At 44.0% G+C, this 14,761-nt stretch carries 13 protein-coding genes, 5 tRNA genes and 2 pseudogenes; 6 read left to right on the plus strand and 14 right to left on the minus strand.

All coding sequences use genetic code 11. The features are described 5' to 3' along the window. Nucleotides 1-9: 9 nt before the first annotated feature. From clpP to V6N89_RS14490, 7 genes are all read right to left on the minus strand, one after another. The gene (clpP, locus tag V6N89_RS14460) at nucleotides 10-639 is read right to left on the minus strand and encodes an ATP-dependent Clp endopeptidase proteolytic subunit ClpP (protein WP_338518171.1); all 630 of its coding nucleotides are present in this window, start codon (nucleotides 637-639) and stop codon (nucleotides 10-12) included. A gap of 98 nt (nucleotides 640-737) precedes the next feature. Further along, the gene (gene tig, locus V6N89_RS14465; RefSeq protein ID WP_338518172.1) at nucleotides 738-2,042 is read right to left on the minus strand and encodes a trigger factor; all 1,305 of its coding nucleotides are present in this window, start codon (nucleotides 2,040-2,042) and stop codon (nucleotides 738-740) included. A gap of 321 nt (nucleotides 2,043-2,363) precedes the next feature. Next, nucleotides 2,364-2,440, minus strand: a tRNA-Pro gene (locus V6N89_RS14470). 42 nt (nucleotides 2,441-2,482) lie between these two features. Continuing rightward, nucleotides 2,483-2,567 (minus strand) — tRNA-Leu (locus V6N89_RS14475). A 6-nt stretch (nucleotides 2,568-2,573) separates the two neighbouring features. Continuing rightward, nucleotides 2,574-2,649, minus strand: a tRNA-His gene (locus tag V6N89_RS14480). A gap of 89 nt (nucleotides 2,650-2,738) precedes the next feature. After that, nucleotides 2,739-2,815 (minus strand) — tRNA-Arg (locus V6N89_RS14485). A gap of 24 nt (nucleotides 2,816-2,839) precedes the next feature. After that, nucleotides 2,840-2,916 (minus strand) — tRNA-Pro (locus tag V6N89_RS14490). Between the two features lie 380 nt (nucleotides 2,917-3,296). Between V6N89_RS14490 and folD the strand changes: the two genes are divergently transcribed. From folD to V6N89_RS14520, 6 genes and pseudogenes are all read left to right on the plus strand, one after another. Further along, on the plus strand, nucleotides 3,297-4,151 hold the full coding sequence (folD, locus tag V6N89_RS14495) for a bifunctional methylenetetrahydrofolate dehydrogenase/methenyltetrahydrofolate cyclohydrolase FolD (RefSeq protein WP_338520149.1): 855 nt from the start codon (nucleotides 3,297-3,299) through the stop codon (nucleotides 4,149-4,151). Nucleotides 4,152-4,216: 65 nt separating this feature from the next. Further along, nucleotides 4,217-4,792 carry a DUF1415 domain-containing protein gene (locus V6N89_RS14500; protein WP_338518173.1) on the plus strand — a complete coding sequence of 192 codons (576 nt, stop codon included), beginning with the start codon at nucleotides 4,217-4,219 and terminating at the stop codon, nucleotides 4,790-4,792. A gap of 213 nt (nucleotides 4,793-5,005) precedes the next feature. Further along, nucleotides 5,006-5,719 (plus strand): tRNA (N6-threonylcarbamoyladenosine(37)-N6)-methyltransferase TrmO, encoded by a 714-nt coding sequence (gene tsaA, locus V6N89_RS14505; RefSeq protein WP_338518174.1) that lies wholly within the window; start codon nucleotides 5,006-5,008, stop codon nucleotides 5,717-5,719. An 82-nt stretch (nucleotides 5,720-5,801) separates the two neighbouring features. Beyond that, nucleotides 5,802-7,520 (plus strand): proline--tRNA ligase, encoded by a 1,719-nt coding sequence (locus V6N89_RS14510; RefSeq protein WP_338518175.1) that lies wholly within the window; start codon nucleotides 5,802-5,804, stop codon nucleotides 7,518-7,520. A gap of 36 nt (nucleotides 7,521-7,556) precedes the next feature. Beyond that, nucleotides 7,557-8,400 (plus strand): annotated as a pseudogene (locus V6N89_RS14515) (MBL fold metallo-hydrolase). A gap of 34 nt (nucleotides 8,401-8,434) precedes the next feature. Beyond that, nucleotides 8,435-9,430: a phospholipase A gene (locus V6N89_RS14520; RefSeq protein WP_346992855.1), complete on the plus strand. Its 996-nt coding sequence runs from the start codon at nucleotides 8,435-8,437 to the stop codon at nucleotides 9,428-9,430. A gap of 20 nt (nucleotides 9,431-9,450) precedes the next feature. Here V6N89_RS14520 and V6N89_RS14525 read toward each other — a convergent pair whose 3' ends face one another. The 7 genes and pseudogenes from V6N89_RS14525 to V6N89_RS14560 form a co-directional block, all read right to left on the minus strand. Then, nucleotides 9,451-10,350 (minus strand): histone deacetylase family protein, encoded by a 900-nt coding sequence (locus V6N89_RS14525; protein WP_346992856.1) that lies wholly within the window; start codon nucleotides 10,348-10,350, stop codon nucleotides 9,451-9,453. 66 nt (nucleotides 10,351-10,416) lie between these two features. Then, a pseudogene (locus V6N89_RS14535) lies at nucleotides 10,417-12,041 on the minus strand (methyl-accepting chemotaxis protein). Between the two features lie 90 nt (nucleotides 12,042-12,131). Then, nucleotides 12,132-12,863, minus strand: coding sequence for a sulfite oxidase heme-binding subunit YedZ (locus V6N89_RS14540; protein ID WP_338518178.1), 732 nt, complete (start codon nucleotides 12,861-12,863; stop codon nucleotides 12,132-12,134). 4 nt (nucleotides 12,864-12,867) lie between these two features. Continuing rightward, nucleotides 12,868-13,725: a protein-methionine-sulfoxide reductase catalytic subunit MsrP gene (gene msrP / locus V6N89_RS14545; RefSeq protein ID WP_338518179.1), complete on the minus strand. Its 858-nt coding sequence runs from the start codon at nucleotides 13,723-13,725 to the stop codon at nucleotides 12,868-12,870. Further along, a complete protein-coding gene (locus V6N89_RS14550; RefSeq protein WP_346992858.1) occupies nucleotides 13,725-13,991 on the minus strand; it encodes a c-type cytochrome in 267 nt (88 codons plus the stop codon). Before V6N89_RS14550 ends, msrP begins: the two co-directional genes overlap by 1 nt. Continuing rightward, nucleotides 13,981-14,427 carry a c-type cytochrome gene (locus V6N89_RS14555; RefSeq protein WP_346992859.1) on the minus strand — a complete coding sequence of 149 codons (447 nt, stop codon included), beginning with the start codon at nucleotides 14,425-14,427 and terminating at the stop codon, nucleotides 13,981-13,983. Before V6N89_RS14555 ends, V6N89_RS14550 begins: the two co-directional genes overlap by 11 nt. 3 nt (nucleotides 14,428-14,430) lie before the next feature. After that, nucleotides 14,431-14,754, minus strand: coding sequence for a plastocyanin/azurin family copper-binding protein (locus V6N89_RS14560; protein WP_338518181.1), 324 nt, complete (start codon nucleotides 14,752-14,754; stop codon nucleotides 14,431-14,433). Between the last annotated feature and the right edge of the window lie 7 nt (nucleotides 14,755-14,761).

Consider the following 14,761-nt stretch of genomic DNA (forward strand, 5'->3'; position numbering starts at 1 on the left):
ATAACTATACTACTTAGTTGCGGCTACGTCAGATCGATTTGCTAAAACTTGGTCAACTAAGCCGTATTCTTGCGCTTCAGTTGCACTTAAGAAATTGTCTCGATCGGTATCACGTGCAACCTTCTCGTAGTCTTGACCAGTATGGTCGGCCATAAGACGATTTAACTTCTCTTTAATAGACAGAATTTCTTTCGCATGAATTTCAAAATCTGATGCTTGGCCTTGAAAGCCACCCAATGGTTGGTGAATCATCACTCGAGAGTTGGGTAGACAATAACGTTTACCTTTTGCTCCTGCCGACAATAAAAAAGCGCCCATGCTGGCTGCTTGCCCCATACACACTGTGCTTACATCAGGCTTAATGAAGTTCATAGTGTCATATATCGCCATACCCGCAGTCACAGAACCGCCAGGTGAATTGATATATAAGAAAATATCCTTTTCTGGATTCTCTGCTTCTAGAAACAGCATTTGAGCAACGATGAGGTTGGCCATGTGGTCTTCAACTTGCCCTACCAAGAAAATCACGTTTTCTTTTAATAGGCGAGAATAGATGTCGTAAGAGCGCTCACCTTTTGAGGTTTGCTCTACAACCATTGGGACAAGTGCATTCATAGGGTCAAACGGGGTATTAGTCATAGCTACCTTGATTATCTAGCGTTAAAAACAAAAATGCTCGGAAGGCTCCGAGCATTTAAGCAGTTGCTGACAAGTATTGTCAATCAGACAGTAAAAATTTACGCCTGTTTGTTCATAACCTCGTCAAAAGCTTTAGTTACTTCAGTAACTTTTGCTTGCTCAAGAACCCACTCAATAGCTTGCTCTTCAAGTGCAACGTTTTGCATTTGCTGCATAAGCTCTTGGTTATTGTTGTAGTATTCAATAACTTCTTGTGGATCTTCATACGCAGACGCTGCAGTTTCGATCATCTCGTTTACTTTCGCGTCGTCAGCTTTAAGCTCGTTGTTTTTGATAACTTCGCCTAGAAGTAGACCAATTGAAACACGGCGCTTAGCGTTGTCAGTGAACAAGTCAGCTGGCAGCTCTGGAAGGTTCTGACCACCGCCCTGTTGGCTGAAGCGCTGCTTCGCTTGCTCGCGAAGTGCGTTAACTTCTTGGTCGATTAGCGCTTGAGGAATATCGATTTCGTTAGCGTCTACTAGTTTAGCGATAACGTCTTCTTTTACCTGCGCTTTAAGCGTTTGGTCTAGCTCACGCTGCATGTTCTTGCGAACTTCTGCTTTAAGCGCGTCTACACCGCCTTCTTCCACACCGAACAGTTTCGCAAACTCTTCGTCAACTTTAGGTAGAGATTGACCTTCTACCTTCTTAACAGTTGCTTGGAAAACAGCGTCTTTACCTTTCAGGTTTTCTGCGTGGTAGTCTTCAGGGAAGGTTACTTCGATAGTTACTTCTTCACCTGTTTTCGCGCCAACAAGTGGTTTTTCGAAACCAGGAATCATACGGCCTTTGCCTAGCTCAAGTGCGAAATCTTCAGCTTTTCCGCCTTCAAACTCTTCACCGTCGATAGAACCAACAAAATCAATAATTACTTTGTCGTCTTTCTTCGCTTTACGCTTAACTTCTTTCCAAGTTGCGTGTTGCTTTTGAAGCGTTTCCATCATGTTATCAAGATCTTCGTCAGTAATTTCAACTACTGGCTTTTCGATTTCGATATCGCTAACACCTTTCACTTCTACTTCTGGGTAAACTTCAAAAGATGCTGTAAATTCTAGGTCCTGACCGTCTTCGTCTTTAGTCAGTTCAAACTTGGGCATACCAGCAGGCTGAATCTTTTCTTGAATAACCGCTTGGTAGAAATTCTGTTGCATTACGTCACCAGCAACTTCTTGGCGAACTGCTTGGCCGAAACGCTTTTTAATTACACTAACAGGTACTTTGCCCGGGCGGAAACCGTTAATACGCTGTGTTTTCGCCAACTGCTGTAGGCGTGACTTAACTGCTGAATCAACCGCGTCAGCTGGAACGGTGATAGTAAGACGGCGTTCTAAACCCTGGGTCGTCTCGACTGAAACTTGCATTATGTTACCTCAACTATACGCCTTTACAGGCGTTTTGTTCTCAATCCCCCTCCCGTCATGCACTTTTAGCATATCACTCCGGGGAAGAGGTCGTTATCTGACGTTTATACAATCATGGTTGGGACAAAAGAATGTCAAAAAGCCAACCTGAAACAAACGTACTGGTTAAAAAAAGACGCGGTAGTATACAGCCGCACATCACAAGAGTCGAGAGGCAAAGGCAAGTTTGTAAGGCGCATTTGAACATAATACGAACAAACGAGGAATAAAATTGAAAATAAATGCGTTGAGAGCTTAGAAAGGTAAGAAAAGAGAGATAAATGGTCGGTGAGACAGGATTTGAACCTGCGACCCCTTGTACCCAAAACAAGTGCGCTACCAAGCTGCGCCACTCACCGACAGAGATATCTTTGAAAAGCTTTTGATAAAGCTTGAAAATATGGTGCGGAAGGAGAGACTTGAACTCTCACGCCGTGAAGCACTGGAACCTAAATCCAGCGTGTCTACCAATTCCACCACTTCCGCAAAAAGTGGGGTGGACGATGGGACTTGAACCCACGACAACCGGAATCACAATCCGGGGCTCTACCAACTGAGCTACGCCCACCATAGAGGTGCTTGCATAGTTTACATGTGAATTGTAAAACATGTAAACTTGAAAATTCTGCCATCCTGTCAGGACCTACCTGACCCGCATGGCGCGCCCGGCAGGATTCGAACCTGCGACCCACGGCTTAGAAGGCCGTTGCTCTATCCAGCTGAGCTACGGGCGCTCGGCGAATCTTCGCTGCAAAAAGTGGTCGGTGAGACAGGATTTGAACCTGCGACCCCTTGTACCCAAAACAAGTGCGCTACCAAGCTGCGCCACTCACCGACAATTGTAGCGGCTTTCTGAGATGTTTTGTCTCTGTGCCGTTACGGGGTGCGAATATTACTGACATGACCCCACCTCGTCAAACACTTTTTTAAATAAATTTTCCAACCGCTCACAAAGCGCACATAATCGCGTTTTTTTGAACAAAAAGAACAATAAACAGCCAGATTTACGCGTCATCTACAACCTACATGCCCCCTTTCAAACCTAAAACAACTGTAGCAGTCGTTTTATATAAAGGGGGAATCTTCATGTTTTTTTAAACTACTAAGGTTATTTTCTCTAATTTTTTGCCTCTCGGCAGTTAAAGGCTGGTTTAGCAATGGCGTTTTATGAAACAATATAGGGCACTTGTTGACCACTACACTACAAATAACACTATGACCGCTCACCTTATTGACGGCAAACTTATTGCCAAACAAGTTCGCCAACACGTTTCTTCTTATGTTGACTCACTTATTCAAGCCAAGAAAAGACAGCCAGGACTTGCTGTTGTACTTGTAGGCAGTGATGCTGCTTCACAGGTTTACGTTGCAAACAAGCGCAAAGCATGTGAAGAAGTTGGATTCGTTTCTCGCTCATTCGACCTTCCGTCTGACACAACAGAGGAAACGCTACTGGGTCTTATTGATGAACTCAACGATGACAAAGAAATCGATGGCATCCTAGTTCAGCTTCCCTTGCCTGCGGGTTTAAATGCTGAAAAGGTACTAGAGAGAATTCAACCTCATAAAGACGTTGATGGATTTCATCCATATAATATCGGTCGCCTAGCGCAGCGAATTCCAGCCCTTCGCCCTTGTACGCCAAAAGGTATAATGACGATGGTTGAGTCAACAAAGCGCCCTGTAAAAGGACTGGACGCAGTTATTGTAGGTGCTTCAAACATTGTAGGCCGCCCGATGAGCCTAGAACTTTTGTTAGCTGGCTGCACAGTAACAACATGTCACAAGTTCACACAGGACTTAAAGAGTCATGTGCAGCGTGCAGACTTACTTGTTGTCGCGGTTGGTAAACCTAACTTTATTCCTGGTGATTGGGTTAAACGTGGCGCCATTGTTATTGATGTTGGTATCAACCGACTCAACGACGGTTCACTCGTGGGCGACGTCGATTTCGAAAAAGCGCAAGAACGCGCTGGTTGGATAACGCCTGTTCCAGGTGGTGTTGGCCCGATGACAGTAGCAAGCCTTATAGAAAACACGTTAGAAGCTTACGTAAAATACCATTCGTAGTATCTTTAGACTGGGCATCATTGCCACCATGATGCCCCACGCTTTAGAATCTATTACTGCACACTATGGAAAATAATAGCCAGCCAATGCCAACTTCAGATTCCCATTACATTCAGGCAACCATGCAATGGGTGGATGATATCGTAATTGCTCATAACTTCTGTCCGTTCGCAAAGTATGTTCGCTCACCCAACAGAATACGCTGTGAGGTAGTGCAAGGTGATGTGGGAGATATCCTTGAAACTCTCTTTACTGAGCTTCAATTTCTCGAAAACAATGAAACAACGGCGACAACGCTTCTCGTGTTAAAACACCCATTGTTATCTGATTTTGGCGAATATCTTGATGTTCTCGCCATATCAGAGAAGATGCTGCAAGACTGGGGATATGCAGGTCGCTACCAACTTGCGAGTTTTCATCCAAACTATGTTTTTGACGGAAGCGATACTGACAGCAGTGAAAACTACACGAACCGCTCGCCCTACCCTCTCTTTCACTTGATTAGAGAAAGCGATATTTCTCGCTACATGAAAAATGAAGAAGACGCAGAGAAGATATACAGTCACAATATCGAAAAAGCGCAGTCGCTAGGTTGTCCGTACTTTGAATCACAATTATTAAAGATAAAAGCGCAGACATAAAAAAAGCCCGCTAATAATAGCGGGCCAAAATGGTTGGATCCAGGGTAACCACATATTCCCACCGCTGATAACCATCTAAATTGCTACCAACCGATTTATGAATGCGGTACAAGCTTATTTGCTTGAAGTGACAATTTAAACGACATTTGTGAGAGTTATATGACAGTTAGCCTCTTTTCGTCGAATTTTTTTCAATTCTAACGGTTGATACTCATGATGACTGATAATTATTCCATTTCGCCCATTGCCACCATAAATACGCCGTTCAAGCAAAAATTCGCAATTCCTCGTCAACCTAGTTTAGCAAATGCTAAAGGCTCGATTTCGTTTTTACCTGGGTTTGATGACCCTGCCATGCTTGAAGGTATAGAGGGCTTTAGTCATTTATGGCTACTTTTTATTTTTCACCAAACCCTACCTCGCGGATGGAAAAGCAAAGTCAAAGCCCCCCGTTTAGGAGGAAATGTCACTACAGGTGTACTGGCAACGCGAAGTACGCACCGCCCTAATGGCATAGGTATGTCTGCGGTAAGAAACCTTGGTATAGAGATAAAAAAAGATAGGACAGTCCTTAACGTTGGGGGCGTAGATCTTGTCGATGCAACCCCGATCGTTGATATTAAGCCGTATCTTCCTTATTCAGATAACGTCGATGATGCTACGGATTCTTTGAGCACACATTCTGGAATACCGGCGCGACGCGTTGAGTTTGAGAAAATACTTGCCAGCAAACTCTCAGAACTCGAGAGAAAATATGTGGGTTTTAAAGCGCTTTGTAAAAACGTGTTGTCACAAGACCCTAGGCCTGCGTACAAACAGCATATCGATGATGATCCTAAAACCTACAAAGTTGCGCTTTATGATGTAGACATTGGCTTTGTTATTCATAAAGGCGTTGTCACTGTAACGCAGATAAATCAGCTTTAAGCGCACGCGTTTGTAGCGAAATTGCTCTTAGTTATTTAGAATACGCCAGTTCAGATAAATTTTTACAGGAAACCTGCTTTACATGCGCACTAGTCAATATTTGCTTGCCACGCAGAAAGAAACCCCTGCAGATGCAGAAGTTATCAGCCACCAGCTAATGCTTCGTGCTGGTATGATAAGAAAACTAGCATCGGGACTATACACTTGGTTACCGTCTGGTCTTCGCGTACTCAATAAAGTAGCGAATATTGTTCGTGAAGAAATGAATAAGGCAGGCGCTATTGAAGTACTTATGCCTGTAGTCCAGCCAGCTGACCTTTGGGAAGAGTCTGGCCGCTGGGATGAATATGGCCCTGAATTACTTCGTGTTAAAGACCGCCACCAGCGTGATTTCGTGTTAGGTCCAACACATGAAGAAGTGATTACTGCCCTAGTTCGCAACGAAATTAGCAGCTACAAGCAGCTTCCTTTGAACCTATACCAAGTTCAGACTAAATTCCGTGATGAAGTGCGCCCTCGTTTTGGCATTATGCGCGGACGTGAATTTACGATGAAAGACGCGTATAGCTTTCACATAGAAGACAGTTGCTTACAAGAAACCTACCAGAAAATGTACGATGCTTACTGCAACATTTTCTCGCGCATGGGCTTGGATTTTAGAGCTGTTATTGCCGACTCAGGTTCGATTGGTGGTAGCCACTCTCACGAATTCCATGTACTTGCTGAGTCTGGCGAAGACGCCATTGCTTTCTCTAGCAACAGTGATTATGCAGCCAATGTAGAGATGGCAGCAGCGGTAGCTCCTGCAAAAGCGCAAGCTTCAGGGGCGCAACAAGAAGTGAAAGATGGCAAGGGTAAAGACTTCAACGCCATCTTAAAAAGCGTTAATGTATCACCTGAAAACGCGGTAAAAGTTGTCGTGGTCAAAGCGGCCAATGGCACCGATAGCAAGGGCGAAGCTGTAGAATCTGACAACTGGGTGGCGCTAGTACTTCGCGCAGACCACGAGCTTAATGACGTGAAAGCAGAGAAGCTTGAAGGCGTGGCCTCACCGCTTGTTGAAGCAACGTTTGAACAGGCAAAAGACATTTTGGGCGTTTCAGTATTGTTTGCTGATGCAACCAACCTTTCTATACCTTCATTCGTTGACGCAAGCGCTGCTGCACTTGCTGATTTCGCTACGGGTGCAGGCGTTGGTGGTAAAGTCAGTGTGAATAATAACTGGGAAGACGACGTACAAACTGCAGATATTCGCAACGTGGTAGCAGGTGACGCTTCACCTGATGGTCAGGGAACACTTGATATCAAACGCGGTATTGAAGTAGGTCATATATTCCAGTTAGGAAGCAAATACTCTGAAGCAATGAACTGTGGGGTATTGACCGAAACAGGGAAGCACCAGACCTTGACTATGGGGTGTTACGGTATTGGTGTATCTCGCATTGTGGCAGCGGCGATTGAACAGAACCACGATAAATTTGGCATTAAGTGGCCAGATCCTATCGCACCGTTTAAAATTGCTCTTATACCAATGAACATGCACAAGTCTCATCGCATCAAAGAAGCCGCTGAGAAACTTTATGAGGAGCTTGTATCACTTGACGTAGAAGTGCTATTTGACGACAGGAAAGAGCGCCCAGGTGTGATGTTTAACGACATGGAACTAATCGGTATTCCTCACAGTATTGTCATTGGCGAAAGAAACTTGGATAATCAACAAGTTGAGTATAAAAATAGACATACTGGCGAGAAACAGTTATTAGACCTTAGTGCCGCAAAAGATTTTGTAGCCGCTCTCTAACATCTGAACTTGCCCACTAGGTAAGAAGAGGGGCGTATGCGGTTAACATTTTATGGCGTAAGAGGTTCTATCCCGACACCGGGAGCAGATTTTGTTCGCTACGGAGGCAACACCGCGTGCGTCCACATTGAGCTTAAGGACGGTACGGATATCGTCCTAGACTCTGGTACCAGTATTCGGCTACTGGGTGAGAAGCTCGCATCAAAAACCACCCCCATCAATATTTTGCTGAGCCACAATCATTGGGATCATATTCAAGGTTTTCCTTTTTTCGTTCCTATCTACCAAGATGGCCGAGAAATAAATATTTTTCCGGGGCAGACCTTACTTAATGAACCAGACCAAATACTGCGTCAAATGGAAGGTTCGCTATTTCCCGTTCCCCAAGAAGCGCTAAAGGCCAATATTGTCATAACATCACTGCCAGAAGATCAAGACAGGTTTACCATAGGTGCAGCGGTCATCAAACGCTTGCGTATGAACCATCCAGGGAGAGGCAGCGCATATTGCATTGAGTCAGATGGGTGTAAAGTCGCTTATATCACCGATAACGAACTCTACCCTCCTTATAAAAAAGAGACTGACTTCCTAGACTTTGTCATGTTTGCACAAGATGCAGATTTACTTATCCACGATGCACAGTATATGTTGTCAGATATGCTTAGCAAAGACAGGCTGGGGACATTCAGTCGCAGAGGAAGCGGTGAAATTGGCAATGGCCTGTAATGCAAAACAATTGGCGCTGTATAGTCATGATCCGGATCGCACTGATGAGGATATAGATAACGTGGTGGCGCATTGTAATGAATATGTCACTATCGCAGAGTCTACTTTACACATCATTGCATCATCAGAAGGCCAAACACTGGACTTCAGTTAAGCACAACTTACAACCCTTATATGGAGATACCTAGGTGTCAGTGTTAAAGCCTTTACTACTTGCTGTTATTTTTGCAGCTTCGCTTCCCGCGCATGCACAAACACGTCCTTCTGATTACGATAAAGCCAATCAGCCCACACCCACAGAAGGGAAAAAGCAAACAGAAGAAGCACAAACAAAAGGTATCGAAGTTATCGACATCATTAAACGCGATACCACAACAGAAAGCGCATTAGATGAGCGTATGGAAGGCGACAAAGAAGCCCTCGACAACGTGTTTGCAATTACTCAGCACAGACGAAACTATATACTGCCCTATACCTATGTTTCTTCTCCCAACTCAATGGGCAACGAAGACTTAACTGACGAAAATGTGGATAACAGCGAAGCGAAGTTTCAAATAAGTACAAAGCTTCCACTTTATTTAGAAGACAGTGGCTTTGACGGGATGTATTTTGGTTTCACGTTAACGTCATTCTGGCAATTGTATAACAGCGAAGTCTCTAAACCATTTCGTGAAACTAACTATGAACCTGAAATTTTTTGGCAGGAAACCGGCGATTATTCGGTTTTAGGCTATAAATTCAATACGTTTCAGGTTGGCTTTAACCATATGTCTAACGGACAAAGCGGCATTCGTTCAAGAAGCTGGAACCGCATATTTGCTTCTATTGTATTCAGTGATAATGATGATATTTATTATCTTAAAACCTGGTACCGCATTCCTGAGGACGAAAAGGAAGACCCTGCGGATACTTCAGGTGACGACAACCCTGACATCCAAGACTTTTATGGGCGTATCGAATTGGGCTATGGACGCAAAATCGGAGCGTTCAAAATGCTCGCGCTGCTTCGCAACAACTTAGACTTTGATTCAAATAGAGGCAGCATTCAAGTCGACTTGACCTACCCTATCTCTGACAGGTACGAAGTATTACTGCAATACTTCAACGGTTATGGAGATTCACTGATTGATTACAACCGCTCTCAAGAGCGCATTGGTATAGGTTTTCAGCTTCACTTTCTTTGATAGCGCAAATACGTAATAGCCTATGCAACTACGCCTGCTGCACGGTACAGTTGAATGTGCACATCAACAAGTGCCGCTATATCGCGCTGGTAGCCCCCACCAATAACTGCTGCTATTGGCACGCCTAGGCGTTCGGCCAATGCAAAGACTAAGCAATCTCGCTGATAAACCCCTTCAGTGGAAATGTTGAGGTGCCCAAGGTCATCGTTTATGTGAACATCAACGCCCGCATCATAAATTATTGCATCAGGTTGAAATTGGCGCTGGGCTAACGCTAGCGCTTCCTCTAACGTTGACAGATATTCATCATCTCCGGTGCCCTTTTCTAGACCAATATCTAAATCAGACTGCTGTTTGCGGTAGGGAAAGTTTTTCTCACCATGAATTGAGAGCGTAAAAATATCATTGTCATTTTCAGCGAGCTTAGCGGTTCCATCACCCTGATGCACATCAAGGTCAACAATAAGCACATTTTCAATGTTTTGATCTTCTTGCATGGTTTTAGCTGCAATATACAAATCATTAAACAGGCAAAAACCAGAACCAAAATCGTTGAAAGCATGGTGGTAACCATAGGTTAAATTCAACGCCCTCCCCTCTTTGAGGGCTAACATTGCTGTAAGCTGCGTGCCCGCAACTGCAGTGCGAGTGCGTTCAATCAATTGTGCAGACCATGGAAAGCCGATGCGACGCATGGCTTTCTTGTCTAAGTCTCCGCGAGTAAGCGCACTGACATAGTCAGCGCTATAAAATGACCGTAGCACTTCATCATTCACTGGTGTGGGTTTTATAAAACGCGATGGGTCGACGCCTCGTCTGATTAATTCATCTCTTATCCCCACATACTTTTCAATGGGGAAACGATGTCTTTCGGGTAAATCAAGCTGGCTGTAGATGGGGTGAAAAACTAACGGCGTCATTAACTCACAGTACCTATACAAAAAAAGGAGCTCGCTGCTCCTTTTTATAATACTGTCAAAGCAGACTTAACGGGTCAAACTGTTAACGACTTTTTCGACGTTGTGCGACATGCTTTTCATTGAACGTGACATGTCATCTTTTTGCGCTAACTGGTGATAGCGCTCAGATGATGAAACCACGTTACTAATTATTGCTTCTACCTGATGCAATACCGCTTCTTGTTCATCTGCCGCTTCGTTTAGTGCTACTACAACACTGGCCGTTTCCTGGATATCTCGTACCACATTATTTAGGGTTTCAAGTGCAGTAGCCGCTTCAGCTGCGTTATTATCTGACAGCTGTTTTCCCGACGCCATGGCAGATACCGCACCTTTTGCTTCAGACTCAAAGCTGCTTAGAATATCGTTTATCTCTTTAGTCGACTGCTGGGTTTTGGCAGCAAGCGCGCGAACCTCATCGGCAACAACCGCAAAACCTCTTCCGTGCTCACCTAAGCACGTGCAGCTTCAATTGCCGCATTTAAGGCTAACAAATTGGTTTGGTCAGCAATCTCATTAATAACATTAACGACTTTCAGTATGTTAGTACTACGGCTTTGAAGTTCAGATACTATATTGCTCGACTCTGTCACTGTTTTAGCAAGCTGTTTAAAACCCAAGTTCGCTTTTTCAAAGGTAGAATAGCAACTTGCAACGTTTTTCTCTGAGTTGTTTGTTGCAACGGCAACTTGGTCTGTGATCGCCACTAAACTTTGTACAATCTCTCGAAGCTTGTCTGTGCTGCTGTCTAAAGAGTGTGACGCATCACGCTGCTCATTTGCGCCTTGCATGATTGACTGACTCACACCGCCAAGCGTGCTAAACGCATGCTCCATTTCACATTCAGCCTCTTGTAGCTGTGCCACTGATTCATTTAGCTTGCTTTGCAATGCGCGTGCTGAATCGGCGAGAACGCCCAGCTCGTGTTTACTGGTGTATTGAAGTTGATAATCATATTTGCTAGTCGCTAAATTTGAAATGCAAGCAGCAACTTGCTTAGTCGGCTTTATCACCTGCGAACGCAAACGAGAAATCACATAGGCCACTGACGCAATAGTCAAAACAATAGCAGCCAACAAAATAAGCCAAAGCATGCTGCGAGTGGTAGATTTTAAATTTGCTATAGCATTGGCTGATTCAGTAGCAATATCATCGGCAATACTCGATAGTAATTTAGCTGGCTCTCTGTCAATACCTCGAACATAGCTATCGCCTACCTTGGGGTCAAAACCAGCGGCGACGAAAGCCTCGTACCCTTCTCGGTATTTGGTTGCCATGAGTGCGTGTGCTTTTTGAAATTGACGAATTTCAGACTTAGCTTTGTCGCTAATCACATTGTTACCGAGCATTTGCTCAAACTGGCGAGTGATGTCTGCTTCTCTTTCTTTAAATCGGTTCCAATATTTTTCGCGGTTTTTCTGGTCATGGCCACGTAACAACACATTTTTCCATTCTTGAACCTGTGTTTTGAAGGTACTTAAGACGCTGTTAACATCGCGCTCTGACTGAACGAGGGTGTTTTCTAGCTCATCAAAAGAGCTTAATACCGAGAAAGATTTTAGAATTGATGCGCCATTGAGTAATACAAGTAAGAACAAACTGGCAAGGACAGGCGTCATGACAAGACGGCTGATGCTAGTGTAGTTGAACACAATATGACCTTTTATAAGGAACAAAAAAGATGCCGCTATTAAATGGTATTTTTATGACACTAATGTTACACACACATAAATACCTTTTAATTAAATGCTCTTTTTAACATGATGTTTTGCTCGTCGATTTGATTTAGCCCGCTGAGCAAGCATGCCATCGTCAGCGGCATTTTTGCTGCTCTTCAACAATCCAAACCATACTCTGTGAAGTAACAATATTGCGACAATAATCGCCCAAGAAGTAACGTCGTTACTACCCGCTTTCTCACTCATGCCAAAATGATAAAGTACGACTATAGCAAGTAGATAAATGCAGCGATGAATCTGTCTCCACCTGCGCTTCAGCACTTTTTGAATGACATCAGGGCTTGTTAGGGCCAGCAGACACAACAAACCAATACTTATCCACCCAAGCGCGATAAATGGTCTGGTATTGGCATCCCATACAATATCTTGCCAAAGCCAGTCAAAATCTAACCACAAGTAAAAATACAAATGGACCAATGCGAAGAACGTGCAGACCATGCCTAAGCTACGACGAAGCTTTATCAGCCAGTTCCAATCGCTCAAACGCTTCCCATAACTTAACTTGCACTGCTGACAAGCAATGACAGCCCACCGTCGAAGTGGAGTTATGGTTAGCACTATCACCAAATAAATCAGTGCATATTGACCAGTGAGTTTCATCAGTAATTGATAAACATTGTTAGCAGAAGAGAAATAAACCATGCAAAGATAAACACTGAGAAGCATCGCTACCAGGTAAATGCTGTTACTAAGAAATGCATGACTCTTTGAGAAAAAGCGCAGCCAATGCTCCACAATGCTACTCGCTGTAAAGACTAGCCACCTGCTCCGCAAATCCATTGAAGAGTTTGGTCGGCCTTTTTTGTTTTTCTCCCAAAAACAATTCTCGCCTTTGACTCCATCTTGGATGAGGCTCTTTAGGATTTACGTTTGCATAAAAGGTATATTCACTTGGACTTGCTTGTTCCCACGCCCCTACAGGTTGTGATTGAGTGAGCTCAATACGCGTAATCGCTTTAATGCTTTTGTATCCATATTTCCAAGGCACTACCAACCGAATTGGCGCACCGTTTTGCTTAGTCAGTGATTTGTCATACATTCCTGTAGCCAATATGGTAAGCGGATGCATGGCTTCGTCCAATCGCAATCCTTCAACGTACGGCCATGGGAAGTGCTGTCGCCTCTGCATAGGCATTTCAGAAGGGCGAAAAACACTATAAAATTTAACATATCGCGCAGTTTCTTTTGGCGAAACTAGCGACAAAAGTTCGCTAAGAACAATTCCTTGCCACGGAATAACTGCAGTCCACCCCTCAACACAGCGCATCGGGTAAACACGGGACACGGTTGGTGTTAATTGAGATACATCTAACGTTTTCGGTGAACTTACTTCACCATCGATTCGCAATGCCCAGGGCGAAGTGGTCAATTCCTTCGCAAGATGGTGTACGACTTTTTTATTGTCAGAAAATTCATAGTAGTTGCAGTAAGTAGAGGCCATCCGCATGGGTGTAATTGCATTCACGTTGTTAGTATGGCCGCGGGCAATTCGAGGTGTTGCTGCCAAAAGCCCTGAGCAAAGTGCTTGCTTTATAAAATACCTTCGATTGTGAAATATTGACTCGCTCGTTATTTCCGATGACGTAAAGTACTTCATTATTTCCTCAAGGACATCACGTAGCTGACCACTTGATTAATCTCTTGCTCGTTGAGTTGATCTCCCCAAGGTGGCATTTGTCCAGAGCGTTGCATGGCCTCTCCTCCTTTAGTCACAATATCAATGAGGTAAGCTTTCGGTAACCGCGAAAGTGTTAGGTTATAGGGAGGAGGTGATTTGATGATTTTACTCATCCTCCCATTACCTTCACCCGCTGGGCCATGACACAGTACACAGCGTGTTTCATATATATCCCTACCTAGCAAATACGCTCGTCAACTGCGAACCATTGTCGCTTTCATCCTTTAACAAATTGAGGCTTTTGGGAGTGTCGGTTTTTAGGAGCATCAGAAAATCAACAACACTCTCTAGCTCCGTCCAACTCAATTCAGCTCCCATTGGTGGCATAAAATCGGAGATGTTGTCTAGTGATGCACCATGGGTAACGACGCGGTGGATCTCTTCTCGACTTCTCTGCCGAATACGCTTTAGAAGATTGGTGTTGGGATAATCTTTGAGTTTCATGGGCAAAATCCCTTCGCCCATCGCTTGCATACCATGACAAAGTACACAACGCTCCTGATATACACGCGCACCTATTTCAACTGTTGGCTCAGTTTCTTGTTGATTAGCCATTACTGAAAAGGCCAGCATAGTGACCAAAAATAAACTACTCAATGAATAAGCTTTGAGTAATTTCATTGTTTAGCCCTCGGGCTCTTCTACGTGAATCACCATCCTCATAGAAGGATGGATAGCACACTCAACTTCTACTTCTCCTGCCGTATCAAATTGAATATCACGGTGTTCGCCTTGCGGAAAAGATCCCAAATCAAAAAGTGCCGCGTCAGAAAGGGAGAAAACGTTGTGAAAAAAAGAGTCCTCATTAACAAACCGTACCGTATCTCCTACTTTTATCGAGACTTCACTTACTGTAAATGCTTTGTCTTTTTGTCCCACCACAACAGGCCCATTAGCCAATGCTGGTGTTGAACTCAAAAAAAAGATAGCAATAAATAACCTATACATGGTCTTC

Source organism: Alteromonas gracilis, from assembly GCF_036870955.2.
In the GTDB taxonomy this organism is placed as follows: Bacteria; Pseudomonadota; Gammaproteobacteria; order Enterobacterales; family Alteromonadaceae; genus Alteromonas; species Alteromonas gracilis_A.